A 25639-nucleotide genomic window follows, 5' to 3' on the forward strand; every position below is an offset into this window, starting at 1 on the left:
GGGGCGGGGGGGGCCCGCGGGCATGCCGGCGGGGGCCTCCGCTGCAGGGGCCGAGGCGGCGGGTGCGGGCGCCGAGGCGGCCGGCGCGGCGGCCTGTGGAGCCGCGGAGCGGGGAGCTTCGGTCTTGCAGCCGGCCAGGGCGGCGACGAGGGTGACAGCCAGGAAGGACGAGACGAGGCGGCGCTTCACGGTGGACCTCCAGGATGGGGTGCTCCCAACCCCGAGCGGGCAGGGATTGCGGCCGGGCCGCAGGAGGGCCCCTTATACACCCGGTCGCCGGACAATCCAATACGCCACGCCGACCCGGATCCGCCTCCTGGGCTGCAAGCGGGGTCCGGGAGCCCCACTGCGGGACGGCAGCGAAAGCCTCCGTGCCGTCTTTCTCCGCCGGAAATCGCGGCCTGCCCCGAGCTCGGACCCTCGAATCCGGAGGCGCCGACCGCCGCGGGACCGCACCGCCATGCTCCCGGCGTCCGGGTCCGCCGGCCGCTCTAGCCCGCCGGGAGCGGAAAAATGCGCATCGCGAGGACGAAAGCCTCTTGTGCCGCGGCAAACGCTGTGTTACGTGTCTTCGGCAAAGAAACTCCCGAATTCCCGCCTTCCGCGGGGTGCCGGCAGAGCCCTCTCCGGCGGGGGGAAGTCCATGGAGGGAGGGGACGGAGGGTATGAACCGGTGAGCGGCCGGGGGCTGCGCCGAGGCTGTGACCGATTCACCACGGGCTCCGAGAGCCCACAGCGAGAGGAGGTAGGGGAATGACGAAGAAGGAGCTGGTGGGAAAGATGGCGGAGAGCGCCGGGGTCAGCAAGGCTGCTGCCGAGAAGGCCCTCGCCGGGGCGATCTCGGCCATGGAGCAGGCGCTGAAGAAGGGTGAGAAGGTCTCGCTGGTGGGCTTCGGCACCTTCAGCACGGTGGAGCGGAAGGCCCGCCAGGGGCGCAACCCCCAGACCGGCAAGCCCATCAAGATCAAGGCCCGCAAGGCCGTGCGGTTCAAGGCGGGAAAGCGCCTCGCCGACAAGGTGAAGAAGTAGGCGCGTTCCTCCTCCGAGGACCGGGGAGCCCCCGCGGCAGCGGCTGCGGGGGCTCCTTTGCGTTTCCTCGGAAGCCGTCTCCGACTGCAGGGGGGAGGAAGGTACGGGACGGCGGGTCGCCGCGGGATTGCAGGGGCGACGCATGCGTCGCCCCTACGTGCATCAGTCGGCGTCGGAAGGCGCAACGGCCCGCCCGGCGCCATTGCCGCCGGGCTTCTCGTAGAGCGCCACCAGGAAGCGGTCCCGAACCCAGCTTTCGTGGTCGAGGCAGTCCAGGGGGACCTGCTTCAGGGGGACCACGGCTTTGGCCATGGCCTTGTGGCCGCCCGCGCTGCCGTAAACCTCGAAGGCCGCCTTGGTGACCTCGCCGGCGCTGCGCGCCGCACCGTAATTTCGCACCGAGACGATGAGCCTTCCCTCGAACACTCCCGACACCACCGACCACTCCACGCCCTCCATCTCGAGGCAGAAGTCGGCGATGTAGGGGATGACGTCCTCCCGGGTCAGGGGGCCCATGTGGGCAAAGAGGATGTCGTCGAGGATGTGGGCGTTTTGAAGGGCCAGGCTGAGCGCAGGCAGGTCCCCCCGGGGGAACTGGGGCCGGTCGATCCGCCTCAGGAGGCCCTGGTTCGCCAGGGGATAGAGGCTCGCGAAGGCCGACACGTCCATCGGCGTGGTGTCGCGCCCCAGCAACTGGGTGTCGGTCTTGATCCCATAGAGCAGCGCCGTGGCCAGCCGCGAGGAGATCGGGGTGTCCGACGCCAGCAGGTACTCGGTCATGATGGTGGAGGTGGCCCCGTACCGGGGGCGCACGTCCTTGATGCGGGCCGTGTAGTTGGTGCGCCGGGGATGGTGATCGATCACCAGATCCACCTGGGTGGGGATTTCCGGGGAGTGGAAGGGCTGCACGTCCAGCAGGGCCACCCGGTCGTAGGCCGCCAGGTCTGCGGTCTGGACCCGCTGGACCTGGATGTCGAGCAGGTTGACCATGGCCACGTTTTCCGGACGTTTCACCTCTCCGAAGGACCCGATCACTGCCGAGAGGCGGTTGCGGCCCAGCAGGGTGCGAAGCGCCAGGGCGGAAGCCAGGCCGTCGGGGTCGGGATCGTCCTGCACCAGGAGCAGGATGCGCTCCGCCCCCTTGAAGAGGGTGCGGATGGCCGCCAGGGACCGCCGGGTCGCCGCCTTCTCCATCTCGGACCGCAGGCACACCGCGCCCAGGCGGGTGCTGGGAAGAAAGAGCACCTCGTCCTGCCACCGCTCCGGGGGCTCCGCACGGGGGTCGAGGAGCACGGTCACGGGGGCTTCGGGGTTGGCCTGGAGGACTACGTGGAGGCAGCGGCGCAGCAGCGGAGCATGGGGAATGTGCAGGAGGAGCCTGTCCTGGGAACAGAGCTTGATTCGGCGGAAGAGGCCGGGGTCTGCCAGGTTGCCGGTGGCCGCCCGAAAACCCCGGTGACGGGCCCGCGCAGCCAGGCGTTTGTCGTCCGTGACGACCACGCACTGGTCTTCCCCCGATTCTGCCGGGAACAGGAGGAGGGGAACCTCCGTCTGGGTCACCAGGAGGATGCGCATGAACGGGGGCCTCGGCGTCGGGGGATTCCCCAAGAGCGCGTAGTCTAGTGGCTGGGGTCCGGCAGTGTCAAACCGGCGCAGCTCTCCGCACACCACCTGGAAGGCGCGGCCGGAGGAGGGGAATCGGTTGTACCGGCGGGGGAGGAAGGGGTATAAGGTGTCGGCCGGCGGGGGGGCTACTCCGTGCGGTGCTTCTCGGGTGCTCCGGCAGGCGGGCTGACCTTCTCGGAGGGACGGGCTTCGCCGTCCTCGTTCCACGACCACATGGCCACCGCCAGGGCGGCCAGGCCAAACACAACCAGGGTAAGCTGCATAGAAGGTTCTCCTCGGTGCCTGGGATGGCGGCGCTGCCGCCGGGTACGAAAGCACATCGGCACGAGGGGCCGTTTACATGAGGCGCCGGGAGAACGCAAGCCTCTTCTGCGGCAGGCGTTCCCGCGACCCGTTGGGCGGGCGGCTTTCCCGGGGCAGGAAAAAGAAACGGGACCGCGGGGGCGGTCCCGTTTCCCAAGGAGGAGGATGAGGGGTGGAGCGCTTTGGGTGCGGGCTTCGGAGCTGCGACCCTCCGGCGCCGCCGCTCCGCCCCTCGAAGGGAAGACTATCAGCCTGGGGTGAGGGGCGAATGAGACGGGGGTTAGAAGTCGGTGAGAGGGATCCGGTGGGGCCGCTGCGAGCCGATCCTCAAGCCGGACCCCCGGATGGCCGAAACGAACATCCTAGGAGACGGCGGCCTGCGGGCCGCCGCGGCGGATGGGGCAACCGAGCAAGGAGAGGCCGACCAGTGCCCGACGAACACTCCCTTTCGCGACGGACGTTTTGCGCAGCCCTGGGGGCGGCGATCCTCGCGCCCCAGGCGGTCCTCGCAGCCACCCAGGCACCCCCCCGCATCATCGGACTCCACAACATCCACACCGGGGAGAACCTGGACTTTCCCAGCCGACCCGGTTCCCGGCAAGCCGCCCGGAACGTGGCGGCCCTGAACCGATTTTTCCGGTGCCATCACACGGGGGAGGTGGCGGACATCGACCCCGCCGCCGTGGAGGTGCTGTGCGAGGTCCACCGGACCCTCGGGACCCGTGCCCGCATCCGGGTCATCTCCGGGTACCGCTCTCCCACCTACAACGACCTCCTGCGGCGCCTGGGCCGCAAGGTTGCCAAGCAGAGCCTGCACACCCAGGGCCTGGCCATCGACTTTGCCATCCCCGGCACGCCCAACGCCCGCATCGCCCAGGCCGCCCGTTCCCTCGGGGCGGGAGGCGTGGGCATCTACCGGGACTTCGTCCACATCGACACGGGCCGGGTCCGGTTCTGGAGGGGCTGACCCTTCCCGGCTATCGCACCCTGGCCCGGGTCGAGTCGGGCCGCGGGGCCGGCTACAGCGTATCCTGCAGGAGGAAGGTGATCCGCAGGGTCACCCGATACTCCTGCACCACGTCGTCCTTTACGCTGGCGCGCCACTCGGCGACGTGAAATCCCGTGATGTTGCGCAGGGTCTTGGCGGCGCGCTGGAAGCCGCTCTTGATGGCGTCGTCGAAGCTCTTGGGCGAAGCGGCGACGATCTCGGTCACGCGGGCGACGGCCATGGCGTCCTCCTGGGGCGAGGGGTGGCAGGGGGCAGGACTCCCCTCGAACCCTAGCGACTCCTCGAACCCTGTCAAGACGGCAGCCCGGGTGCCGGGTGCCGAGTGCCGGGTGCTGGGTGCCACGTGTCGGGTGCCGGGTGCCGAGTCACGGGTGCCGAGTCACCTTTTCCGACTGCCGGAAGGCGTGATAGCCTACCCTCTCGCTCGTCACCTTCCGGAAGACCCATGGATCGCCTGCGCTTCTTCATCCAGACCTTCGGCTGCCAGATGAACGACCACGACAGCGGCGTGCTCGCGCGCCTGCTGGAGGAGGACGGACATCTGGAGGTGGCCGAGGCGTCGGACGCGGACGTCATCCTGGTGAACACCTGCGCGGTCCGGGAGCGGGCCGAACAGAAGGTCTACTCCCAGCTCGGGCGGTACCGGGCGCTCAAGGCAGAGCGACCGGGCCTCGTGCTGGGGGTCGGGGGGTGCGTCGCCCAGGAGGAGGGGCGGCGGGTGTTCCGGCGAGCGCCCTTCGTGGACCTGGTGTTCGGGACCCAGAACGTCCAGGAGGTGCCCGAGCTCCTCCGCACGGTGCGCGAATCCAAGCGGCGGGCGGTGGCAACCCGCATGGCCGACGACCCCGCCACCCTGGAGACCCTCTACTCCCACGCCCGGGGCCGAGGCCCGCGGGCCTACGTGACCGTGATGCAGGGTTGCGACAACTACTGCGCCTACTGCATCGTGCCCTTCGTGCGCGGACGGGAGGTCTCCCGCTCGGCCACCGAGGTCGTGGCGGAGGTGGAGCGGCTGGCGGCCGACGGCGTGGTGGAGGTCACCCTGCTCGGCCAGAACGTCAACTCCTTCGGCCAGAAGCCCAGGGGCGAGGCGGACTTCCCGGAGCTGGTGCAGCGGGTGGCGCGGGTAGAGGGCATCCGGCGCATCCGATTCACGACGAGCCACCCCAAGGATCTCTCCGAGCGGCTCATCCGGGCCTTCGCCGAGGTGCCGGCGCTCATGCCCCACCTGCACCTGCCCCTCCAGTCGGGGTCGGACCGCGTTCTGGAGGGCATGCGCCGGGGGTACACCCGGTCCCAGTACCTGGAGCTGGTGGGCCGGCTGCGGGCGGCCCGCCCCGGCATCGCCCTCACCTCGGACCTGATCGTGGGCTTCCCCGGGGAATCCGAGGGGGACTTCGCCGAGACCCTGCGGGTCATGGAGGAGGTGGTCTTCGACGGGGTGTTCAGCTTCAAGTTCTCGCCCCGGCCGGGCACCGTGGCCGCCCGCCTCCCCGACCCCGTGCCGGAGCCCGTGCGGGAGGAGCGGCTGGCGCGGCTCCTCGCCTTGCAGCAGCTACACACGCTGCGCCGAAACCGCGACCTGGAGGGGCACCTGCGCGACGTGCTCGTGGAAGGGCCGAGCCGCGCGGGGGGCGCCCAGGTGATGGGGCGGACCCCCGAGAACAAGATCGTGAACTTTGCCGGCGATCATACGTGGGCCGGGCGGGAGGTCCCGGTGCGGATCCGGGAGGCGGGCGTCCACTCGATGACGGGAGAGGCCGCGGGACCGCCGAGCTGACGGCGGGGCTTGATGCACCGTCCAAATCGAAATCGATGCCGACCCCGATCGCGATTTCGATTGCGACCGGGCTCAAACGAAACGAACCGTCACGCCTCGACAGTTGGGGGCGAACCCTCGCTAGGAGGAGACCGGTGTACGTGGAAATGAAGGTGGCGGGGGTGGCCCTGGACCCCCAGAGCAAGAGCCCGGTCGTCCTGCTGCGGGACGCCGAGCAGCACTACACCCTCCCCATCTGGATCGGCCTCCTGGAGGCGGCCGCCATCGCCTATGCCCTGGAGGGGGCCGAACCCCCGCGCCCCATGACCCACGACCTCATGAAGATGCTCCTGGAAGAGCTGGGGGCTTCGGTGCCCCGGATCGACGTGGACACGATGGAGGACAACGTCTTCCATGCCAAGATCCACCTGGAGCTGCCCGGCGGGGGCAAGCGGCTGATCGACTGCCGCCCCTCCGATGCCCTGGCCCTGGCGCTTCGCACCCGGGCCCGGATCTTTGCGGAGGAGAGGGTGCTGCGCCGGGCGAGCTCGGTCCAGGTGAAGGACGCCAAGCCCGGCGAGGGCGAGCAGGACGAGGACGCCTGGAAGGAGTTCCTCGAGAAGCTCGACACGGACGCCTTCGGGAAGTACAAGATGTGAAGCCCGTTTCCGGCGCAGGACACCCCCCGTCCGGGAGGCCGACATGGAGAGCGCGTACTGGGTGACGAGACACCGCTTCGGCCAGGCTTTTGCTGCTCCCGCCCCGGATGCCGCAGCCCCGGGAGAACCGCCCCGCAGGCTTCGGGAAATCCTCCAGAAGATCCCCCCCGAGGTGTCCGAGCTCTTCTCCGGGTGCGGCTCGCCCATCCCCGAGGCCATCGAGGGTCGGCGCATCCTCGATCTGGGGTGCGGCACGGGCCGCGACGTCTTCCTCTGCGCCGCCCTGGCGGGGCCCCAGGGCTACGTGCTCGGCGTGGACCGGGAAGACGAGCTCCTGGCGGTTGCCCGCCGGCACGTGGAAGCCACCATGGAGCGCTTCGGCCACGGCGAGCCCAACGTGGCGTTTCGCAAGGCCAACATCGAGAACCTGGAGCACGCCGGCCTCGAGGACGAGGGGTTCGACGTGGTCATCTCCAACCGGGCCCTGGGCCTCATGCCCGACAAGCTGAGGGTGCTGCGCGAGGTGTATCGGGTGCTGAAGTCCGGGGGGGAGTTCTACTTCGCCGACGTCTACGCCGACCGGCGCCTGGCCGCAGCAGTGGCGACGGACCCGGAGGTGGACCGGGAGCAGCTCGGGCGGGTGCTCTACGTGGGCGATTTCTCCCGGCTCGCCCGGGCTGCCGGCTTCGCCGACCCCCGCATCGTGGAGCGAAGCCCCCTGCAGCTCGCCGACCCAGACCTCCAGAGCCGGCTGGGCGGGATGCGGTTCTGGGCCGTCACCTTCCGGCTCTTCAAGGTGCGGGAGCTGGAGGACGGGGAAGAGGACTACGGCCAGGCCGCCCGCTACCTGGGCACCATCCCGGGCTGCCACCACCACTTCCGCCTCGACGCCGGCAACTTCTTCGAGGCAGGCCGCGCCCTGCGGGTCGGGGGCAACACGGCGCGCATTCTGGCGGTCTCCCGCCTCTCCCCCCACTTCACCCTGGTGGGGGACCACTCCCTGCACTTCGGCCCGTTCTCCCGCTGACCGGCTCCCCTTGGGCTCCGTCAGGGCCGCATGCGATCGCGGTCGTGCCGGACGTCCTCCTGCTGGGTGAACCGGCGGTAGAAGAGCTCGGTCAGGTCAGCGGCCGAGCGAATGGCCGAGGGGCGCACCGCGGCGGCCTCGCTGAGCGCCTCCACCAGGCTGTGTACCACGTCGCCGGGATTCAGGGACGCTCCGGTGGTCTGGCGGATCTGCTCCGCGAGGCGCTCCAGGTAGGCCAGGTGGCGGCCCTGGAGGGTGAGGGAGAGCGTCGCGGTGTCTCCCCTGTCAGCGCAGCTTTCCTTCATCTGTCCTCCTGCTGCCGATGGCTCCGGGTCCGGCCCGTGCCCCGAGCCGGCATCGCGCGGCCTCGGGGGGCGGTCCGGACCTTGCGCCGTCACCGGGCACCATGACGGCCCGCCTACCCCGCCCACTTCTCCAGGCGCCGGGCGGCCTCGTCGAGGGTCTCGTCCTTCTTGCAGAAGCAGAACCGCACCAGGTTTCGGCCCAGCGCCGGCTGGGAGAAGAAGCTCGAGCCGGGCACCACCGCCACCCCCGCGTCCCGGACCAGGCCGGCGGCGAAGGACGCGTCGTCCACTGCGGTGAGCGCCGAGATGTCGGCCATCACATAGTAGGCGCCCTGGGGGCGGAAACAGCGAAATCCGGCCTTCTCGAGCCGGGGCAGGAACCGGTCTCGCTTGGCCCGGTAGAGGGCGGCGAGGTCCCGATAGTAGGCCTCGGGAAGGCCAAGCGCCGCCACTCCGGCCTCCTGGAGGGGGGCGGCGGCGCCCACCGTGAGAACGGCGTGGACCTTGCGAAGCGCCCCCGTCAGCGCCGGGGGCGCGACGGCGTACCCGATGCGCCAGCCGGTGACCGAGTAGGTCTTGCTCAGCCCCCCGATGGTGACGGTGCGCTCCCTCATCCCCGGCAGCGTCGCCAGGGCCACGTGCTCGGCCCCGTCGAAGGTGATGTGCTCGTAGATCTCGTCGGTCACCGCCACCGCGTCGAACTCCCGGCACAGGTCCGCCACGACCGCGAGCTCCGCCCGGGTGAAGACCTTGCCCGTGGGGTTCATGGGGGTGTTGAGGATCACCGCCCGAGTCCGGGGGCCGAAGGCGGCGCGCAGCTCCGCCGGGTCGAACTCCCAGCCGGGGACCCCGCCGCGCGACACCGGGCGCAGGGGCACGTACCGGGGCACCGCGCCGCACAGGATCGCGTCGGGACCGTAGTTCTCGTAGAAGGGCTCGAAGACCACCACCTCGTCCCCCGGGTCCACCAGGGCGAGCAGGCTTGCGACCATGGCCTCGGTGGAGCCGCAGGTGACGGTGATCTCGGCCTCGGGGTCCACCTCGATCCCCAGGAAGCGCCGGGTCTTCTCCGCCAGGGCGTCGCGGAAGGCCTTGGCGCCCCAGGTGACGGCGTACTGGTTCACGTCGGCCTGGATGGCCCGGCACGCGGCATCCTTGAGCTCGGCCGGGCAGGGGAAATCGGGGAACCCCTGGGCCAGGTTCACCGCCCCGTGCGCCGCCGCCCGCCGCGTCATCTCGCGGATGACCGACTCGGTAAACCGCGAAGCCTTCTCCGAAACGCGCATGACCGCCTCTGCATGCAAACCGGGAATCCGTCAACTCCAACGGACCACGGACAACGGACAACGGACAACGGGCAAATTAGTGCTTGAAACACCTCTGACCCGTAAACACCATCGTCGCCCCCGCTTCGTTCACCGCCTGAATCACCTCGGCGTCCCGGTTGGAGCCGCCGGGCTGGCACACGGCGGTCACGCCTTCGCGAAGGCCCACGTCCACGCCGTCGCGGAAGGGGAAGAAGGCGTCGGAGATCATGGCGGAGCCCACCAGTCCACCCTTGGCCCGGGCGGTCTCTTCCTGGAGCTCCTGGACCCGCTCGAGCTTCTCCTGTCCCCGGGCCACCCGAAGCTCCAGGTCCTTCAAGGGCACGCCGTAGCGGTCGAAGCACAGGGCATCGGCGTGCTTGGTGTAGGCCTTGAAGACCGCGATTTCCGCCACCCCGACCCGGTCCTGCTCGCCCGTGCCGATGCCCACGGTGCACCGGTCCTTCACGTAGAGCACCGAGTTGGAGGTCACCCCCTGCTCCACGCACCAGCCGAAGAGCAGGTCGCCGAGCTCGCCCGCCGTGGGCTGGCGGGCCACCCGCACCTCGGCCCCGTCCACCTTGGCCACGGCGGGCTGGAAGTCCTCGACCCGGTGGACGGCGTTCAGCGGCGACTGCTGGACGATGAGCCCGCCGTCCACGAGCGACTTGAACTCCACGAACCGCCGGGAACGGTACTCGGCCAGGCGGTCGAGCCGGGGCACGGCGAGGATGCGCAGGTCCTTGCGGCGCTTGAGGATCTCCACCACGCCTTCCTCGTAGGACGGGGCTGCGACCACCTCCAGGTAGTTCTCCGCCACGGCCTGGGCCGTGGCCCGGTCCAGGGGCCGGTTCACCACCAGGGCCCCTCCGAAGGCCGCGATGCGGTCCGCCCGGTTGGCCCGCCGGTAGGCCTCCTCCAGGGTCGCGGCCTGGGCGGCGCCGCTGGGATTGTTGTGCTTGAGGATGACCGCGGTGGGGCTCTCCATCAGGTATTTCAGGATGTTGAGGCCGTTGTCCACGTCGGTGAGATTGGTCTTTCCCGGGTGCTTTCCCGCCTGGAGCATGTGCTCCTCGGCCAGGGCCGAGACGAGCCCCAGCCCGGGCTCGATGAAGCGGCACTCCCCCAGGACGAGGTTGCCCGCCACGAGCTCGTAGAGGGCGGCCTCCTGGCCCGGGTTCTCCCCGTACCGCAGGCCCTTTTCCAGGAGCCCCCCCTCGTCGGGGAGCTTCCACGTGCGCTTGCGGTAGACCAGGGTCTGCTCCCCGAACGAAATGGTCATCCGGTCGGGGAAGTGGTCGTCCATCACCGTGCGGTACATCTGCTTGAGCTCTGGCATCGAGGCCTCCTGTGGTGGCCGCTCGGGTCGGCGCGCCGGTGTCCTATACCACAGGGCCCCGCACGCGGAAAAGGCAGTGCCCCCAAGGAGGTCTCGCCCCACCTCCACTGAATCGAAATCGAGATCGACGTCGGGTCCGATTTCGATCTCGATCTCGATTTCGATTTCGATTTCGACTAAACGGGGGTGATGATCCCCGCCTGCTTCGCTCCTCCCGTTGGCGGCTTCCGGGGGCCCGGTTCTCGTTGACACTTCGGGCACCTGGGACGTACGATCCCCCAGCAGGCAGCCCACCGCCCGGGGCAGGGAACCAGACGCGGCGTGCAGGGGCACAGAGCCACCGGGAGCGGAAGCACCACCGCGCCGGTGGCTTTCTTGTTTTTTCGCCCGCCCTCCCGTGCGGCGAGGTTGAGGAGGAGTCCTGGTGAGAGAGGGGAACTGGATCAGGCAGGCGCGTGCGGCCCGGGGCTGGAGCCAGGGTCAGCTCGGGGAGGCCCTGGGGACGAGCCAGGGCAAAGTGTCCCGCTGGGAGACGGGCAAGGAGGCGCCCAGCCCCGACGAGGCCCGGCGGATCGTCGAGTTGCTAGGGGTTCCGGAGGGCACGGCAGGGCAGGCCGCCCTGGCCCTGGCGCCGGCGGCGACGAAGGAGAGGAAGCCGCGGAGGGCCAAGGGCGGCGACGAAGCCGGACCGGCAGTGCTCGACTACCGCCACGACGCCACGCGCAAGAACATCCCTCCCGCCGGCCTGGCCGCCCAGGGCAAGGTCAAGGAGGCCCGGAAGATCGAGTACGCGTACAACCCGCACCTGCCGCCGGTGCTGCGGTTCGACCCGACGGCAGGGCCGGACAAGCTGCCGGAGCTCCTGGAGGCGGCGCGGACGCGGGCCCTGACGGCCGAGGAGGCGCGGACCCTGGCCGAGGCGCTGCGCATCCAGGAGCCGTGGCTGGAGTGGGCGGGGAAGCGGGAGAAGAAGGGGTTCGCAGTCGACCCCGTGGCCCTGCACATCCACGAGCGGGTGGCCACGCAAGCCATCCTCAAGGTCGCAGCGCGGGAGGACGTACAGCGCGACCTCTTCGCCGACCCGAAGCTCGAGTACGCCAAGGCGGTCCAGTTCTACCAGCACGACGTGGACTGGGCCAACCGCATGATCCTGGGCGACTCGCTCCAGGTCATGGCCAGCCTCGCCCACCGCGAGGGCCTCGCCGGCAAGGTCCAGATGATCTACATGGACCCGCCCTACGGCATCAAATTCGCCTCGAACTTCCAACCCGAGATCGGCAAGCGCGACGTCAAGGACAAGGAGCAGGACCTGACCCGCGAGCCCGAGATGGTGAAGGCGTACCGAGACACGTGGACTCTGGGGGTGCACTCGTATTTGGCGTACCTTCGGGACCGGCTGGTGCTGTGCCGAGAACTGCTGGCGGACTCGGGAAGCATCTTTGTCCAAATTAGCGAAGAGAACCTGCACCGCGTACGCAACCTTCTTGACGACGTATTTGGCTCCCAGAATTCTTGCAGCGTCATTGTATTCAGAAAGACTACCGGAAAGGCATCGAGTCTTCTCGACACTACCTGTGACATGTTACTTTGGTACGCGAAGGACGTTGATAGAATAAAGTACGCGCAAGCATTCCAGGAACGGACTCCCGAGGAAGATTACAACCTTCGGTGGCTTGAATTCGCAGACGGTCGGCGAATTAGGGCCAACTCTTCTGGTGAAGTGACAAGACTAGCGAAGGAGGGTTGGGCGGTATTTCGGCCCAATCCATTGACTTCGCAAACCCCTTCAGAGACTACTACTTTCCTATACGACTTTTGTGATTGTAAGTTTTCGCCGGGTGCTCGCGGATGGTCTACTAACAAATTGGGCATGACGCGCTTGGATAGGGCGGAGCGGCTTGTCGGGCAAGGGAACACTCTCGGCTTCGTTAGGTACTTGAAAGACTTCCCTTTGAAACCAGCAAACAATATTTGGGACGACACGCGCCAAAGTGGTTTTGGGGAAGACAAGCTATATGTAGTACAGACAAGTCCAAGAGTCATTGAACGCTGCCTCCTTATGACCACGGACCCCGGCGACCTCGTCCTCGACCCCACCTGCGGCAGCGGCACCACGGCCTACGTGGCCGAGCAGTGGGGCCGGCGGTGGGTGACGATCGACACCAGCCGGGTGGCCCTCGCCCTGGCCCGCCAGCGGCTGCTGACGGCCACGTTTCCCTTCCATAGGGTCCGCGAAGGCGGTGACGGCACCGACCCCTCCAAGGGCTTCGTCTACAAGACCGTGCCCCACATCACCCTCAAGAGCATCGCCCAGAACACGGCGCTGGACCCGATCTTCGCCCGGCACGAGCCGGTGCTGGCCGAGAGGTTAGCGGCTTTGAACGCGGCTCTGGCAACCGTCACCTCGGACGTCCGCCGCCGGCTCCAGACCAAGCTCCTGGAGAAGGAAAAGCGCGAGGGCAAGCGAGCCGTAACCGACGCGGACCGGCGGCGGTGGAACCTGCCCAAGACCGCCTGGAAGGAGTGGGAGGTCCCCTTCGACACCGACGAGAAGTGGCCCGCTGCGCTGCGGGCGGCCCTCACGGAGTACCGGGCCGCGTGGCGGGCGAAGATGGACGAGGTGAACGCCTGCATCGCGGCCAACGCCGAGCAGGAGGAGCTGGTGGACCAGCCCGAGGCGGTGAAGGGCGTGGTCCGGGTGTCTGGGCCGTTCACGAGGGAGGCCGTGATGCCGCCGGAGGAGTCCCTCTCGGCCGAGACGCCCATCGGTGGCGAGCCCGAGGAGCTGGAGACGTTCGCCGGTCCTGGGGCTGATCCGGTCCCAGGCGGGGAGGCGGTGAACGCTGAGGCCTACCTCGACCGCATGATCGGCCTGCTTAGGGCCGACGGTGTCCGGTTCCCCAACAACAAGGCCATGACCTTCGTCCGGCTGGAGGCGAGCCCCGGTTCGGAGCACCTGCACGCCGAGGGAGAGTGGCAGTCGGCAGACGTAGGGCGGGGCTTGCCCCGCCGTGACCAAACCGAGGATGCGGCGGGGCAAGCCCCGCCCGACGAAGGCGTCCGATCGGTCGCCGTGTCCTTCGGCCCACAGTTCGGGCCTGTGACGGCCTACCAGGTGGAGAACGCGCTCCCGGTGGCGAGCCGCCGCGGCTTCGACGACGTGGTCTTCGCCGGCTTCTCCTTCGACGCCGCTGCTCAGGCGATCCTCCAGGAAGACCCGAACCCCCGGGTGCGGTGCCACCTGGCCCACATCCGTCCCGACGTGAACATGGGCGACCTCTTGAAGGAGACGGCGGGGAGCCAGCTCTTCACGGTCTTCGGCCTGCCGCGGACCAAGCTGCGCGAGGGGAAAAGCGGCCAGTTCACGATCGAGATGGAGGGCGTGGACATCTACAACCCCGTGGAGAACACGATCCTCCCCACGGGGGCCTCGAAGGTGGCGGCCTGGTTCCTCGACACCGACTACGACGGCCGGACCTTTTGCATCACCCAGGCCTTCTTCCCCGACAAGACCGCGTGGCAAAGACTCGCCCGCGCGCTCAAGGGCGTGGTGGACGAGGGCGCCTTCGATGCCCTCTCGGGCACGACCTCGCTCCCGTTCCCGGCCGGCAGGCACAAGCGGGCGGCGGTGAAGGTGATCGACCCGCGGGGCAACGAGGCCATGCGGGTGCACCGGTTGGATGGCAAGATGGGGTACGGGGATGATTCGTGAGGCGAACCGTTGAGGTGGGAGGCAGGAGATGGAACCGCAGAGAAGGCGCATCGAAGAGCTCCTGGAGCAGCTGCCGGCAGAGAGTCAGTCAGAGGTTCTTGATTTCGCGGAGTTTCTCCTGCAGCGCGCCGGGAAGAGGCACAGAACCAAACCTTGCTTTTCCTGGGCGGGGGCGCTCGAAAACCTTGGCGAGCACACGTCGGTGGGCCTGCAACACGAGATCGCCAGATGCCGAGCGGGCGAGCCATGAGGCTCCTAGCGGAGAACGAAGAAGCCGCGCTTCAGGAGGCCAAGAGAGAAATCTCGAGGCGCTTTTCCCTCGTGACGGCTCGGCTCTTCGGCTCGAAGGCCAGGGGCACGGCAGATGCCGAGTCGGACGTGGACGTGCTCTTCGTTCTCGAGTCCCTGGACTGGGAAGTGGAGCGAGCCGTGTATGAGATCTGCTTCCACGCGGGCCTCGAGCACGACACGCTCCTCGCGCCGGTCGTCATGTCGCGGCAAGAGGCAGAATCGCCGCTGACGAAGGCCACGCCCTTCTACCAGACCGTGGAGCGGGAGGGGGTAACGCTGTGACGGAAGAGATCAGGGCGCTGGTGCAGTATCGGCTCGGCGAGGCGCGAGAGGCGCTGGAAGAAGCAGAGATCCTCTTGGCGAGCCAAAAACACCGCGGCGCGATGAACCGGGTTTACTACGCCATGTTCTACGGTGTGCTCGCCCTGTTGGCTTCACGGGGCCTGAGCGCAGCCAAGCACTCCGGCGCTATCTCGACGTTCCACCGCGAGTTCGTCAAGCCGGGCACGATCCCGGTGGAAGTCGCAAAGTTCCTCGACATCGCCTTCGACCTGCGCAACAAGTGCGACTACCGGGACTTCGTGAGCCCCGAGCCGGAGCGGGTTCAGGAGCTGCTCGCTGCGGCGCGGACCTTCGTCGCGGAGGTCCAAGCGGCGCTGGCGAGCGACGAGGCCGAGCCATGAAGGCCGAGCAACAAGACCTCCCCATCCAACCAGTCAACAAGCCCATCCTGTGCAGCCCCTTCGCCGAGCCGACGGAGCACTGGGTATACCGGACCGACACGGGCGAGCCCTACCGCCACCCGGGCCGCCGGCCGGCCAGCTACTGGTACAAGACCCAGGCCACGGCCAGTTCGCAGATGAGCCTCTTCGCCGAGGAGGAGCGCGACGAGCTGCCGCTGGTGAACGCGCTGCGCGCCGACGTGAAGGCGTGGCGCGAGAAGGGCTGGGACGGGGCGAGCACGGTGACCCGGGAGCTTCTCCGGCACTGGACGCGGGACGACCGGCTGCGGCGGCTCTTCTTCTCGTGGACGCCATCGAGTCGGGCATCGTGAAGATCCCCCGGCTCCCGGTGAGCGACACCACCGGCCGGCCCGAGCCCAAGTACTTCGCCCTGTGGCGCCATATCTGCGACAACCTCCAGCCCGGAGAGAAGCTCCCCGGCGGCAAGCCCAAGCCCGACGTGGTCTGGCGAGAGGCCGAGGACGCGCTCGCGACGCTCATGGGGCAGTGGAAGGAGCGGTTCGAGTACTTCGAGGAGGCCGCGCCGGGCCAGGAGCGCGTGCCGCCCGTGATGATCGTGGTCTGCGACAACACCGACATCGCCTCCGTGTTCGCGAAGAACATCTCGGGGGAGGAGACGGTGGAGGTGCCGTCGCAAGACGCGGACGACGTGGAGGAGGAGGAAGGGCCGCGCAGGAAGCGGGGTGGCAAGGCCAAGACCAAGACCGTGTACGGCACGGGCAAGCTCTTCGGGGAGTACTTCTCGAACGCCGAGGGCCGGCTCGCGACCCTGCGGATCGACTCGAAGCTCCTGGCCAAGGCCGAAAGCGAGGACCCGCGCGGGAGCCGCTCCGATGCAGCGGAGCAGCTCCGGGAGATCGTCTCGACCGTGGGCAAGGTCGGGAAGCCCGGCGAGCAGGTGCGCTGCGTGGTGAGCGTGCAGATGCTCTCGGAGGGGTGGGACGCGAACAACGTGACCCACATCCTGGGGCTGCGGGCCTTCGGCAGCCAGCTCTTGTGCGAGCAGGTCATCGGCCGGGGCCTCCGCCGCATGGACTACACCGTCGACCCGGAGACGGGGTGCCTTACCGAGGAGTACGTCGACGTGTACGGCGTGCCCTTCTCGATCGTCCCGTTCAAGGGGCGAAAGACCGGGACCCCGACTCCGGTGGATCGGCCGAAGAACCACGTCCACGCGATGGACGAGCGCCGGCACTTCGAGATTCGCTTCCCGGTGGTGGAGGGCTTCGCGTTCGCCTTGAAGTCGAACTTCATCCGGGCCGACGTGGGGAGCATGGAGCCCGTCACCATCGAGCCCAACCGCACCCCCACCGCCGTGTTCGTGAAGCCCCAGGTGGGCCACCAGACCGGGAGCCCGAAGCTCGGCGGGTTCGAGGCGCTGCCCCAGGACCGGCGCGAGTTCTACGCGAGCACACACCTCCAGACGATCCAGTTCGAGATCGCCCGCCGCGTGGTGTGGTCGCTGACCGAGGGCGTGGCGGGCCGAACTCCCAAGCTGAAGCTCCGCTCGCGCCACCAGCTCTTCCCCCAGGTGTACCGGCTGGTGGAAGAGTACGTGTCGCGCAAGGTGAACTGGAACGGCGAGGACCGCCGGGAGCTGGGGCTCGAGACCTACGTCCAGCGGATCGTGGAGCGGTTCATCGACGCCATCGAGCCCGACGAGAGCCAAGGGGAGCCGCCGCTCCTGCCGATCCTGAACCGCTACAAGCCCATCGGCTCCACCGGCGAGGTGAACTTCAAGACGACCCGCTCCTGCTGCGGCACCCAGAAGAGCCACGTCAACCAGGTGGTGCTCGACACCGCGACGTGGGAGCAGTCGGCGGCGTTTCGGCTGGAGCAGTCGGATCACGTGGCGTTCTAAGCCCGCAATGACCACCTGGAGTGCACGGTCCCCTACGAGTACCTGGGTGCGAGCCACGTCTACGTGCCCGACTACCTCGTGCGCCTGAAGAACGGCCTGACCCTCGTGTTGGAGATCAAGGGCTTCGAGGACGACCAGACCAAGGCCAAACATCAGGCGGCTCGCCGGTGGGTGTCGGCGGTGAACAACTGGGGGAAGCTAGGCACGTGGGGTTTCCACGTGTGCCGGAACCCGCAGGTGCTGGGGCGAGAGCTGGAGGCGCTCAGCCGCTGAGCCCGAGAGTATGGCTGGTTCACCCGTAGGAGCGCACAGTGTGCGCCCGCCCCCGGGCCCACCCCGAATCCTCCGGGCGCACGCTGCGATCGCGCTGCCCGGGGTGGATTGACCCACATGATCCGGAAGAGAGCCCGAAAACGAAGTGCTCCCCCGGAGATCTCTCCCCTCCTCCAAAAGGTCGGTATCGGTATCGGTATCGAAGTCGCCCCCGATGCCGATAGCGATACCGATAGCGATACCGATTGGGACCGAACAGGGGAGGGTTTCCCCGCCTGCTTCTCTCCTCCCGTCGGTGGCGCCCGGTCTCGTTGACACTTCCGCGTCCTCCGGCCTATAAGGCGCTCTGGGAGGAGGCACGGGTGCACGAGATGGGGATTGCCGCAGAGGTGGCGCGGTTGGCGGCCCAGGAGGCCGAGGCGGCTGGCGCCACGCGGATTCTCGGCCTGCGCCTGCGGGTGGGGCGGTGGTCGGGCGTGGAGCCCCAGAGCCTGCGCTTCGCCCTGGAGGCGTTGGGGGAAGGGACGCCCCTGGCGGGATGCCGCGTGGAGATCGAGGCCGTGGAGCCGGCCTTTCGCTGCGGGAGCTGCGGGGAGGAATACCCGGGGGCCGGGTACTTCGACCCCTGCCCCCGATGCGGCGGGCTCGGCTCGGACCTGGTGGCGGGGGACGAGCTCTCCCTGGCGGAGATCGAGGTGGAGGACCCGTGAGGGAGATTGCCGTCGAGCGAAGCGTATTGGCGCGAAACGATGTCCTAGCCCAGGCCAACCGGGGGCTCTTCCGCGCGGCCGGGGCCTACGCGGTAAACCTGATCTCGAGCCCGGGCACGGGGAAGACCGCGCTTCTGGAGGCCACCCTGGGGCGCCTGGCGGCCCGGCTGCGGGTGGGGGTGGTGGAGGGCGACGTCCAGACCGAGAACGACGCGCGCCGGATCGCCGCCACCGGGGTCCCCGTGGAGGCGGTGGTCACCGGCGGAGCCTGCCACCTGGACGCCTCAATGGTGCGCCGGGCGTTTTCGTCGCTGATCGTTCGCGCCGGGGGGCGCCTGGACCTGCTCATCGTGGAGAACGTGGGAAACCTCGTCTGCCCCGTGACCTGCGACCTGGGGGAGGACGAGAAGGTGGCCCTGGTGAGCGTGACGGAGGGGGAGGACAAACCCCTCAAGTATCCGGCGCTCTTCCACGCGGCGTCGCTGCTCGTGGTCACCAAGACCGACCTGCTGCCCCACCTGGAGTTCGACCTGGGCGCGTTGATCCGCAACGCGCACGCCATCAACCCCGCCCTTCGGGTCTTTCCGCTGAGCGCCCGCACGGGCGAGGGGCTGGAGGCCTGGGTGGGGTATCTGGAAGAACGGGCGGGCAGTCGCGCGTAGCGCGTTGCTCGTTGCGTGTTGGAGAAGGCCCCCCAACGTGCAGAGTGCAACCCGCAACGCTCCCCTCAAGGAGGTTTCGCCATCGCAGAGGTACACGGAAACCTGACCGGGCTCAAGCCGAGCCAGGTGCGCGCCCTCGAGCGCATCTACCGCCGCCGGGTCCCCGCCGACGAGCTCGTCACGGCCGAGCTGGCCGCCTACGTGGCCGGCCTCAGCCGGGAGACCGGCCGCCAGCTCGGGCTCATCCTCGACCGCAAGGGAGCGGTGGTACACGTGATCGTGGGAGACGACACCGAGATCGTCATCCCGGACCTCTCGGACCACGGGCTGGGGCGGGGAAAGCTGCGGGGGCTGCGGTGCGTGCACACCCACTTGCGCCAGGAGCCCCTCTCGGAGGACGACCTGGCCGACCTGACGCTGCTGCGCCTGGACGCCATGGCGGCCCTGGGCGTGACCCCGGAGGGCCGGCCGGGCACGTTCCACGTGGCCCACCTCCTGCCCCCCAACCCGGCGGGCGAGACCTACCGGCTCCTCCCTCCGGCCGACTTCCATGCCTTTCGCCTCGACTTCGGGCCCTTCGTGGCCTCCCTGGAAGAGGAGATCGCTGCCCGCCAGGTGCGCTCCCTGGCCGTGCGGGGGGCGGGGAAGGACCGGGGCATCCTGGTGAGCGTGAGCACCGCGCCGCGCCACCAGGTGGAGGACCGTCTCCAGGAGCTGCGGGAGCTCGCCCGCACGGCCGCCGTCGAGGTGGTGGACGCGGTGGTGCAGCGGCCCCGGCAGCTCAATCCGAAATACCTCATGGGGGAAGGGAAGATCCGCGAGGTCGTGGCCTCGGCCCTCCAGAAGGGGGCCGACCTCCTCATCTTCGACCAGGAGCTCGCCCCCGGCCAGGTGCGGGCCATCTCGGCGCTGACCGACGTGCGGGTGATCGACCGCACCCAGCTCATCCTCGACATCTTCGCCCGCCGCGCCCACACCCAGGACGGGAAGGTGCAGGTGGAGCTGGCGCAGCTCAAGTACCTGATGCCGCGCCTCACGGGCAAGGGCACGGCCATGAGCCGGTTGATGGGAGGAGTGGGGGGGCGGGGGCCGGGCGAGTCCAAGCTCGAGATGGACCGGCGGCGCATCCGCGACCGGATCTCGGCCTTGGAACGAAAGCTCAAGGAGCTGGCCCGGGGGCGTTCCCAGCGACGCCAGCGCCGGGTGCGGGCGGGGGTGCCCATCGTGAGCATCGTGGGCTACACCAACGCGGGCAAGTCGACCCTGCTCAATGCCCTTACCGCCTCCGAGGTATTCACGGAAGACCTCCTCTTCGCCACCCTCGACACCGCCACCCGGCGCCTGCGCTTTCCCCGGGAGCGGGAGGTCATCATCACCGACACGGTGGGCTTCCTGCGGGACCTGCCCAAGGGCCTGGTGGGCGCCTTCCGGGCGACCCTCGAGGAGCTTCAGGACGCGGACCTCCTGCTCCACGTGGTAGACGCTTCGAACCCCGCCTTCGAGGAGCAGATCGCGGCGGTGGAGAAGCTCCTGGTGGAGCTCGAGCTGGGAGAGAAGTCCGTGCTGCGCGTGTTCAACAAGGTGGACCTCCTGCCTGCGGGGGAAGGGGAGGCGCTGGCGTCGACCCACGGGGCCATTCCCCTCTCGGCCCGCCGCCGGGAGAGCTTCGGTCCCCTGCTCGACGCCCTGGAGCGGCGCTTCTGGCCCGGCGAGGATTCGGCCCCTGCAGAAGATCCCTCTCCTTGAATCCCCTCGCCCTCGATGGGAGAGGGGCCTGGGGTGAGGGTGAGCCTGCTGCGCTTCGTCCCTCGGGGCGACCGCAGGTCGTGGACAGCTCAAGGGAATGAGCGGGAGTGCCGAAGGGTACCGCGCAGGGGGGGCCGGCGTCCGAGGAGAGGTGATGGAAGCGCAGGCCAGGTGGCGGTTGATGTCCTTCGTGGTCCCGGGGTTGGGGGCGGCGTCGGGCCTGGGGGCGTGGGCCCTGGCGGCGGCGGGAAGCCCCGGGGCAGGGGCTGCGGTGTGGGCGCTGGGGGCAGCAGGGGCCCTGTTGCTGCACCTGCGGGGGCGGCGGCTGCCCCACGCCCGGAGCCTCCGGGAGCTGCTCGAGCAGGTGGAGGCCCACGACGACCACCCCCAGATACCGCTCATGGACGAGCTTCGGGGCCTGGTGGGGCGGGTCCAGGCCCACGGCTCGGCGGCCCGCGACGTGGTGCGCCAGGTGCAGGAGCACGCGACCCTCATCGCCTGGGTCATCGACACCCTCGACCGGGCGGTCTCGGGGGCGCGGGAGAGCCTGGCCGCGATGCAGGAGGCCATGACCCGGGTGGGGCAGCACGCCGGCGAAGTGCTGGCCGCGAGCGGCCGCGGGGTGGAGTACCTGGAGAGCATGGGCGGGAGCACGGAAGAACTCTTCCAGGGGGCGGAGACCCTCAACCGCTCGGTGGAGGAGGCCACCACCTCGGTTCTCCAGATCCACGGCGCCCTCTCGGGGGTTCTCGACAGCGTCTCGCTGCTCTCGGAGGCGAGCGACCGCACCACGGCCTTCGTGAGCCAGGTGGGCGAGGCCATGGGGGATATCCGCCGCCGCATCGACCAGAACCTCTCCCTGGCCCAGCGGGTGGAGGAGTCGGCCCGCCGGGGGCGCGAGGTGGTGGACCAGGTGGGAGCCGGCGTGAAGGCAATCCGGGAGTCTTCGGTGGAACTCATGAAGTCCATCCAGGCCCTGGGCCGGCAGTCCCACGAGATCGAGGGGGTCATCGGCATCATCACCGACGTGGCCGAAGAGACCAACCTGCTCTCGCTCAACGCCGCCATCCTGGCGGCCCAGGCGGGGGAGCGGGGCGCGGCCTTCGGGGTGGTGGCCGACCAGATCCGCAGCCTGGCCCGGCGCACCCGGGAGTCCACCAAGCACGTGGAGGAGCTCATCCGCCTCATCCAGTCCAACATTGCCGCCGCCAACCTGGCGCTCTCGGCCAACCTGGAGGCCGTGGAGGATGGGGAGGAGCTCGGCCGGGAGGCCGTGGGGCAGCTCGACCTGATCGCCGAGGCCGTGGACCAGTCGGTGGGGCAGTCCCGGGAGATCGTGCGGGCCGCCCAGGGCACGGACGAGAAGGCAGCCACCATGGTTAGCGCGGCGGGCGAGGTGAACCAGAACCTCCACTCGGTCGCCGGTACCCTGACCGAGAGCCTGCGCGAGATGAACCGCGTCCAGGAGCTCATTCAAACCCTGGCGGCCCTCTCCCAGTCGGTGCGTTCCGCCACGGCGCGGCACCGGGAGGCGGGGCACAACACGGCAGACCTCATGGGCTCCTTCCGCAGCGAGGTGGAGGGGATCGACCGGCTCCTGGCGAGCCAGCAGGCAACCGCCGCCGCCCTGGAGGCCGCCCTGGGAGAGGTGGGCGATTCGAGCACGAGCACCCGGGAGAGCCTCGACGGCCTCCACGGCATCGTCAAGGAGCTCGTGACCCGGGCCGACGGCATTCGGGAGGAGGCGGCGCTGCTCCAGACGGCGAGCGCGGGGGAGGAGCACGAAGATGGCTGATGCCGAGCGCAAGGTTTCGGAGACCCGGGTGGAGGTGGCGGAGATGATGCAGCCCCACCACGCCAACCCGGCCGGCAACGTGCACGGCGGCCAGATCATGAAGATGATCGACGACGCCGCGGGGGTCGTGGCCATCCGCCACGCCCGCTCCAACGTGGTCACGGCGAGCATCGACCGGATCGACTTCCACGCTCCCGTCTACGTGGGCAACCTGGTGGTCCTCAAGGCCTCGGTCAACTGCGTGGGGAGGTCGAGCATGGAGGTGGGGGTTCGGGTCGAGGCCGAAGACCTGCGCACCGGCCAGGTGCGCCACACCGCCTCGGCGTACCTGACCTTCGTGGCCCTGGGGGAAGCCGGCCGCCCCAGCCCGGTCCCCGGCCTCGCCCTCGAGACCGACGACGACCGGCGGCGCTGGGAAGCGGGGCAGCGGCGCCGGGAGGAGCGGGCCCGCACCCGCCAGGTGCTCCACGAGAGCGGACTCCTCAAGCCGCCTGCCGGCGGCTGAGCCCAGAATCCACCACCAAATCTTTAGGGCGGGGTCCGGGAGTCCTGGCCACTGGTCAGGGCCCCGTACCGCCTCGACCGACCGCAGCAGCGAGGCCGAAACCGGTGAGGCTCGGCGCGCCGGCTCCCTCGGCTACGCTGCCTCCGAACATCGCGGATTACGGGGCGGAGCGCAAGGGCTCCCGGACCCAGCTTGCCACCCAGGTGGTGGATCCTGGTGAACCCCGCGGCCTTGCTCCGCCTGCCTTCCTCAAGTAGAAGGAAGGCGCAGGAGCACACCCATGGCCATCTCCCACTTCCTGAGCTACTGGCGCGACCTGGCCGACATCGCCCTGGCCGCGCTCCTCTTCTGGGGCATCCTGCTGTGGCTCCGGCGCACCCGCGCCTTCTTCGCGTTTCTGGGGCTTGCGGTCCTGGCCGCGGTGTACCTGTTCGCCCGGCAAGCGCAGCTCAACCTCACCGCCTGGATCTTCCAGGGGTTCTCCGCGGTGCTCCTGATCCTGATCGTCGTGGTCTTCCAGGAAGACCTCCGGCGCCTCCTGGAGCAGATCGGCGCCTGGAGCGCGGGCAAGCGGGGGCCGCTCGCCGACGCCGATGGGGCGGGAAACCTGGTCCGGGCCGTGTGGCGGATGGCCCAGGAGCGCACGGGCGCGCTCCTGGTGCTGCCCGGCAAGGAGCCCCTGGAGCGCCACCTGGAGGGGGGCGTCCCCCTCGGTGGGCGGGTGAGCGAGGCCCTCCTGCTGAGCCTCTTCGACCCCCACTCCCCCGGCCACGACGGCGCGGTGCTCGTGGAAGGGGACCGGGTGGTCCGGTTCGGGTGCCATCTGCCCCTTTCTACGAACCAGGCGGAGCTGGGGCCGGGGGGGACCCGCCACGCAGCCGCCCTGGGGCTGGCCGAGCGCACCGACGCCCTCTGCCTCGTGGTCTCGGAGGAACGGGGTACCGTTTCGGTGGCCCGCGACGCCACCCTGCGCCGGGTCCGGGATGCCGACGAGCTCGCCGCGGTGGTGACGGAGTTCCAGGCAGCCGCCGCGGCGCCCGAAACCGCCCGGGGGTGGCGCCGGCTGCTGGCGCCGGCCTGGCCCTACGGGGCGCTGGCGCTCGCCCTGGCGTCGGGCCTGTGGTTCCTCCTCGTTCCCGGCGCCAGCACCGTGGAGGCGGTGCGGCTGGCTCCCGTGGCCGTGGAGAACCTCCCGGTGGGATACGTGCTGGAGTCGGTGGAGCCCGAGCGGGTGGAGGTGACGGTGGCGGGGTCCCGCCGGGCCGTGTACCTGAGCCCCCCCGAGGCGTTCAAGATACGCATCGACGCCTTCCTGGCCCAGTTGGGCCGCCGCACCTTCCAGGTTACCCTGGACCGGGTGGACCTCCCCCCGGGAATCGAGGTGCTCGGGGTATCTCCCTCCCAGGTCCGCATCTCCCTGCGCCGCCCCGAAGAGCCCCCTTCCGCGCGGTGACCGGGACCCCGCCCCGGGGCCGGATGCGCCCTTCCCATCGATATCGATTGCGACTGCGATTTCGATTTCGATTTTGAGAGAGGCAATGGGGGGGCGTCGCGCTTCGAGGGGCTGAGGGAAAGCCCGCATTCCCGCTGGGGCGACGGGTCCGGGCAGGGGATCGGGGCCAGGGCGGCAGGTTGACAGCCCGGCGCCGGGTCCGTATAAGGCGCGAGGCAGCGAGCCCGGTGAAGACAGGAGAAACGGCATGGGGATTTTGAGCGGCGGCATCCGCCTGCGCCGGTATCAGGTGCTGGGGGAGCTCCCCCAGGGGTTTCGGGCGGCCTACGAAGAGGCGATCCAGGCCCACGCGTTTCGCGACTTCGCGCCCGACGACGAGCGGGAGCAGGTGCTGGGATGGGCCCCGGTGGACGACTGGTTCGACCCGAGCCTGCCCCTGGACCGGTGGCTCGTGGAACACACCGTGAACCTCACCTTCCGGGTGGACACCAAGCGCATTCCCGCCCGGTTTCTGAAGCAGGAGTGCCGAAAGCTCGAGGCGCAGTGGCGGCTGAAGTCCGGCCGGGAGGACCTGAGCCGGGCCGAGCGCGACGAGATCGAAGCCATCGTGCGCCGGCAGTTGCTGGAGCGCGCGATCCCCTCCTGCCAGGGGACGGACCTGTCCTGGGACCTGAACCGGGGCGAGGTGCTCTTCTGGAGCACCGGCGAGCGGCTCAACGAGTCCTTTCGCGCCCTCTTCGAGAAGACCTTCGCAGTGAAGCTCCGCCCCCTCTTCCCCTACCTGCTGGCCCTGCGCGCCCTGGGGCAGGAGAAGGCGGAAATTGTCGACCGGGTGGTGCCGTCGGTCTTCCGGCCCGAGGGAGGTGCGTGATGGACGTGCTCAAGAACCTCGAGGAGAAGGCCTTCTGGGGCCACGAGTTCCTCACCTGGCTGTGGTTTCGCATCGAAACTTCCGGTGGCGTCCTCGAGGCCCAGGGCCTGGGCCCGGTGACCCTCTGGATCGAAGACCGCATGATGCTCGGGAGCCTCGACACCGAGAGCAAGGAGAACATCCTCAAGGAGGGCGACGTCTCCAGGTCCGGGGAGGCCGCGGCGGCCCTCAAGGTGGGGAAGAAGCTCCAGGAGGCCCGCTTCGGCCTGATCCGCGAGGACCGGGAGTACCGCCTCCTGCTCCGGGGCGACACGCTTGACCTGCCGGGAATCGCCGTGCCCAAGGTGCTGGCCGAGGAGGGCGACGACTGGCACGCCACGGCGCTCGTGCGCCTGGGGCACGTCAACGAGTGCCTGGCCGTGGTCGACGCGCTCTTTGCGGAGTTCGCGGCGCTGCGGATCTCCGCCGAGTGGCCCGACCGGCTCGTCCCCGCCATGAGCCGTTGGATCGCGGAGAAGGAGGGGGGCTAGGGGCTGGGGGCTGGGGGCTGGGGGCTGGGGGCTGGGGGCTGGGGGCTGGGGGCTGGGGGCTGGGGGCTGGGGGCTAGGGGTCAGGGGCTAAGGGTCAGGGGTCAGGGGTCAGGGGTCAGGGGTCAGG

24 protein-coding genes and 1 pseudogene are annotated in these 25639 nt (G+C 69.4%); 18 read left to right on the forward strand and 7 right to left on the reverse strand.

What is annotated here, in order from left to right; all coding sequences use genetic code 11:
* Positions 1 to 189: hypothetical protein (locus AB1578_09600; protein MEW6488152.1), on the reverse strand; the 189-nt coding region annotated here is incomplete at its 3' end.
* 564 nt (positions 190 to 753) lie between these two features.
* On the opposite strand from AB1578_09600, the gene AB1578_09605 reads away from it, so the two are divergent.
* Positions 754 to 1029: an HU family DNA-binding protein gene (locus tag AB1578_09605; protein ID MEW6488153.1), complete on the forward strand. Its 276-nt coding sequence runs from the start codon at positions 754 to 756 to the stop codon at positions 1027 to 1029.
* Positions 1030 to 1191: 162 nt separating this feature from the next.
* On the opposite strand, the gene AB1578_09610 is transcribed toward AB1578_09605, so the two are convergent.
* Both AB1578_09610 and AB1578_09615 read right to left on the reverse strand, forming a co-directional pair.
* Entirely contained in the window at positions 1192 to 2604 is a 1413-nt protein-coding gene (locus AB1578_09610; protein MEW6488154.1) for a DHH family phosphoesterase, read from the reverse strand.
* 176 nt (positions 2605 to 2780) lie between these two features.
* A complete protein-coding gene (locus AB1578_09615; GenBank protein ID MEW6488155.1) occupies positions 2781 to 2918 on the reverse strand; it encodes a hypothetical protein in 138 nt (45 codons plus the stop codon).
* A 467-nt stretch (positions 2919 to 3385) separates the two neighbouring features.
* On the opposite strand from AB1578_09615, the gene AB1578_09620 reads away from it, so the two are divergent.
* A complete protein-coding gene (locus AB1578_09620; protein ID MEW6488156.1) occupies positions 3386 to 3925 on the forward strand; it encodes a DUF882 domain-containing protein in 540 nt (179 codons plus the stop codon).
* Between the two features lie 52 nt (positions 3926 to 3977).
* Here AB1578_09620 and AB1578_09625 read toward each other — a convergent pair whose 3' ends face one another.
* The gene (locus AB1578_09625; protein MEW6488157.1) at positions 3978 to 4187 is read right to left on the reverse strand and encodes a dodecin family protein; all 210 of its coding nucleotides are present in this window, start codon (positions 4185 to 4187) and stop codon (positions 3978 to 3980) included.
* Positions 4188 to 4412: 225 nt separating this feature from the next.
* On the opposite strand from AB1578_09625, the gene miaB reads away from it, so the two are divergent.
* The 3 genes from miaB (at position 4413) to AB1578_09640 (ending at position 7412) form a co-directional block, all read left to right on the forward strand.
* Positions 4413 to 5747, forward strand: a complete 1335-nt coding sequence (gene miaB / locus AB1578_09630; protein ID MEW6488158.1) for a tRNA (N6-isopentenyl adenosine(37)-C2)-methylthiotransferase MiaB — start codon at positions 4413 to 4415, stop codon at positions 5745 to 5747.
* A 134-nt stretch (positions 5748 to 5881) separates the two neighbouring features.
* Positions 5882 to 6385 carry a bifunctional nuclease family protein gene (locus tag AB1578_09635; GenBank protein ID MEW6488159.1) on the forward strand — a complete coding sequence of 168 codons (504 nt, stop codon included), beginning with the start codon at positions 5882 to 5884 and terminating at the stop codon, positions 6383 to 6385.
* A gap of 43 nt (positions 6386 to 6428) precedes the next feature.
* Positions 6429 to 7412: a methyltransferase domain-containing protein gene (locus AB1578_09640; protein MEW6488160.1), complete on the forward strand. Its 984-nt coding sequence runs from the start codon at positions 6429 to 6431 to the stop codon at positions 7410 to 7412.
* Between the two features lie 20 nt (positions 7413 to 7432).
* On the opposite strand, the gene AB1578_09645 is transcribed toward AB1578_09640, so the two are convergent.
* The 3 genes from AB1578_09645 to AB1578_09655 form a co-directional block, all read right to left on the reverse strand.
* Entirely contained in the window at positions 7433 to 7717 is a 285-nt protein-coding gene (locus AB1578_09645) for a hypothetical protein (GenBank protein MEW6488161.1), read from the reverse strand.
* A gap of 113 nt (positions 7718 to 7830) precedes the next feature.
* Complete coding sequence (locus AB1578_09650; protein MEW6488162.1) at positions 7831 to 9003, reverse strand: aminotransferase class I/II-fold pyridoxal phosphate-dependent enzyme; 1173 nt, start codon at positions 9001 to 9003, stop codon at positions 7831 to 7833.
* A gap of 76 nt (positions 9004 to 9079) precedes the next feature.
* Positions 9080 to 10360 carry an IMP cyclohydrolase gene (locus AB1578_09655; GenBank protein ID MEW6488163.1) on the reverse strand — a complete coding sequence of 427 codons (1281 nt, stop codon included), beginning with the start codon at positions 10358 to 10360 and terminating at the stop codon, positions 9080 to 9082.
* A gap of 424 nt (positions 10361 to 10784) precedes the next feature.
* Here AB1578_09655 and AB1578_09660 point away from each other — a divergent pair, with 424 nt between their 5' ends.
* From AB1578_09660 to AB1578_09720, 13 genes and pseudogenes are all read left to right on the forward strand, one after another.
* On the forward strand, positions 10785 to 14072 hold the full coding sequence (locus AB1578_09660; protein MEW6488164.1) for a DNA methyltransferase: 3288 nt from the start codon (positions 10785 to 10787) through the stop codon (positions 14070 to 14072).
* A gap of 28 nt (positions 14073 to 14100) precedes the next feature.
* Positions 14101 to 14322: a DUF2281 domain-containing protein gene (locus AB1578_09665; protein ID MEW6488165.1), complete on the forward strand. Its 222-nt coding sequence runs from the start codon at positions 14101 to 14103 to the stop codon at positions 14320 to 14322.
* A complete protein-coding gene (locus AB1578_09670) occupies positions 14319 to 14645 on the forward strand; it encodes a nucleotidyltransferase domain-containing protein (GenBank protein MEW6488166.1) in 327 nt (108 codons plus the stop codon). The genes AB1578_09665 and AB1578_09670 overlap by 4 nt, the downstream gene beginning before the upstream one ends.
* Positions 14642 to 15046, forward strand: coding sequence for a HEPN domain-containing protein (locus AB1578_09675; GenBank protein ID MEW6488167.1), 405 nt, complete (start codon positions 14642 to 14644; stop codon positions 15044 to 15046). The genes AB1578_09670 and AB1578_09675 overlap by 4 nt, the downstream gene beginning before the upstream one ends.
* A pseudogene (locus tag AB1578_09680) lies at positions 15043 to 17240 on the forward strand (hypothetical protein). The gene AB1578_09675 and the pseudogene AB1578_09680 overlap by 4 nt, the downstream one beginning before the upstream one ends.
* Before the next feature lie 371 nt (positions 17241 to 17611).
* Positions 17612 to 17950 (forward strand): hydrogenase maturation nickel metallochaperone HypA, encoded by a 339-nt coding sequence (locus tag AB1578_09685; GenBank protein ID MEW6488168.1) that lies wholly within the window; start codon positions 17612 to 17614, stop codon positions 17948 to 17950.
* Positions 17947 to 18612: a hydrogenase nickel incorporation protein HypB gene (gene hypB, locus AB1578_09690; GenBank protein ID MEW6488169.1), complete on the forward strand. Its 666-nt coding sequence runs from the start codon at positions 17947 to 17949 to the stop codon at positions 18610 to 18612. Before AB1578_09685 ends, hypB begins: the two co-directional genes overlap by 4 nt.
* Positions 18613 to 18738: 126 nt before the next feature.
* A complete protein-coding gene (gene hflX / locus AB1578_09695) occupies positions 18739 to 20358 on the forward strand; it encodes a GTPase HflX (GenBank protein MEW6488170.1) in 1620 nt (539 codons plus the stop codon).
* Between the two features lie 154 nt (positions 20359 to 20512).
* Positions 20513 to 22153: a methyl-accepting chemotaxis protein gene (locus AB1578_09700; protein ID MEW6488171.1), complete on the forward strand. Its 1641-nt coding sequence runs from the start codon at positions 20513 to 20515 to the stop codon at positions 22151 to 22153.
* Positions 22146 to 22658, forward strand: coding sequence for an acyl-CoA thioesterase (locus tag AB1578_09705; protein MEW6488172.1), 513 nt, complete (start codon positions 22146 to 22148; stop codon positions 22656 to 22658). The genes AB1578_09700 and AB1578_09705 overlap by 8 nt, the downstream gene beginning before the upstream one ends.
* Positions 22659 to 22938: 280 nt before the next feature.
* A complete protein-coding gene (locus AB1578_09710; protein MEW6488173.1) occupies positions 22939 to 24111 on the forward strand; it encodes a diadenylate cyclase in 1173 nt (390 codons plus the stop codon).
* Between the two features lie 247 nt (positions 24112 to 24358).
* Positions 24359 to 24982 (forward strand): recombination-associated protein RdgC, encoded by a 624-nt coding sequence (rdgC, locus tag AB1578_09715; GenBank protein ID MEW6488174.1) that lies wholly within the window; start codon positions 24359 to 24361, stop codon positions 24980 to 24982.
* Positions 24982 to 25512, forward strand: coding sequence for a hypothetical protein (locus AB1578_09720; GenBank protein ID MEW6488175.1), 531 nt, complete (start codon positions 24982 to 24984; stop codon positions 25510 to 25512). Before rdgC ends, AB1578_09720 begins: the two co-directional genes overlap by 1 nt.
* The last annotated feature ends 127 nt before the right edge of the window (positions 25513 to 25639 follow it).

This window comes from Thermodesulfobacteriota bacterium, from assembly GCA_040756475.1.
In the GTDB taxonomy this organism is placed as follows: domain Bacteria; phylum Desulfobacterota; class Deferrisomatia; order Deferrisomatales; family JACRMM01; genus JBFLZB01.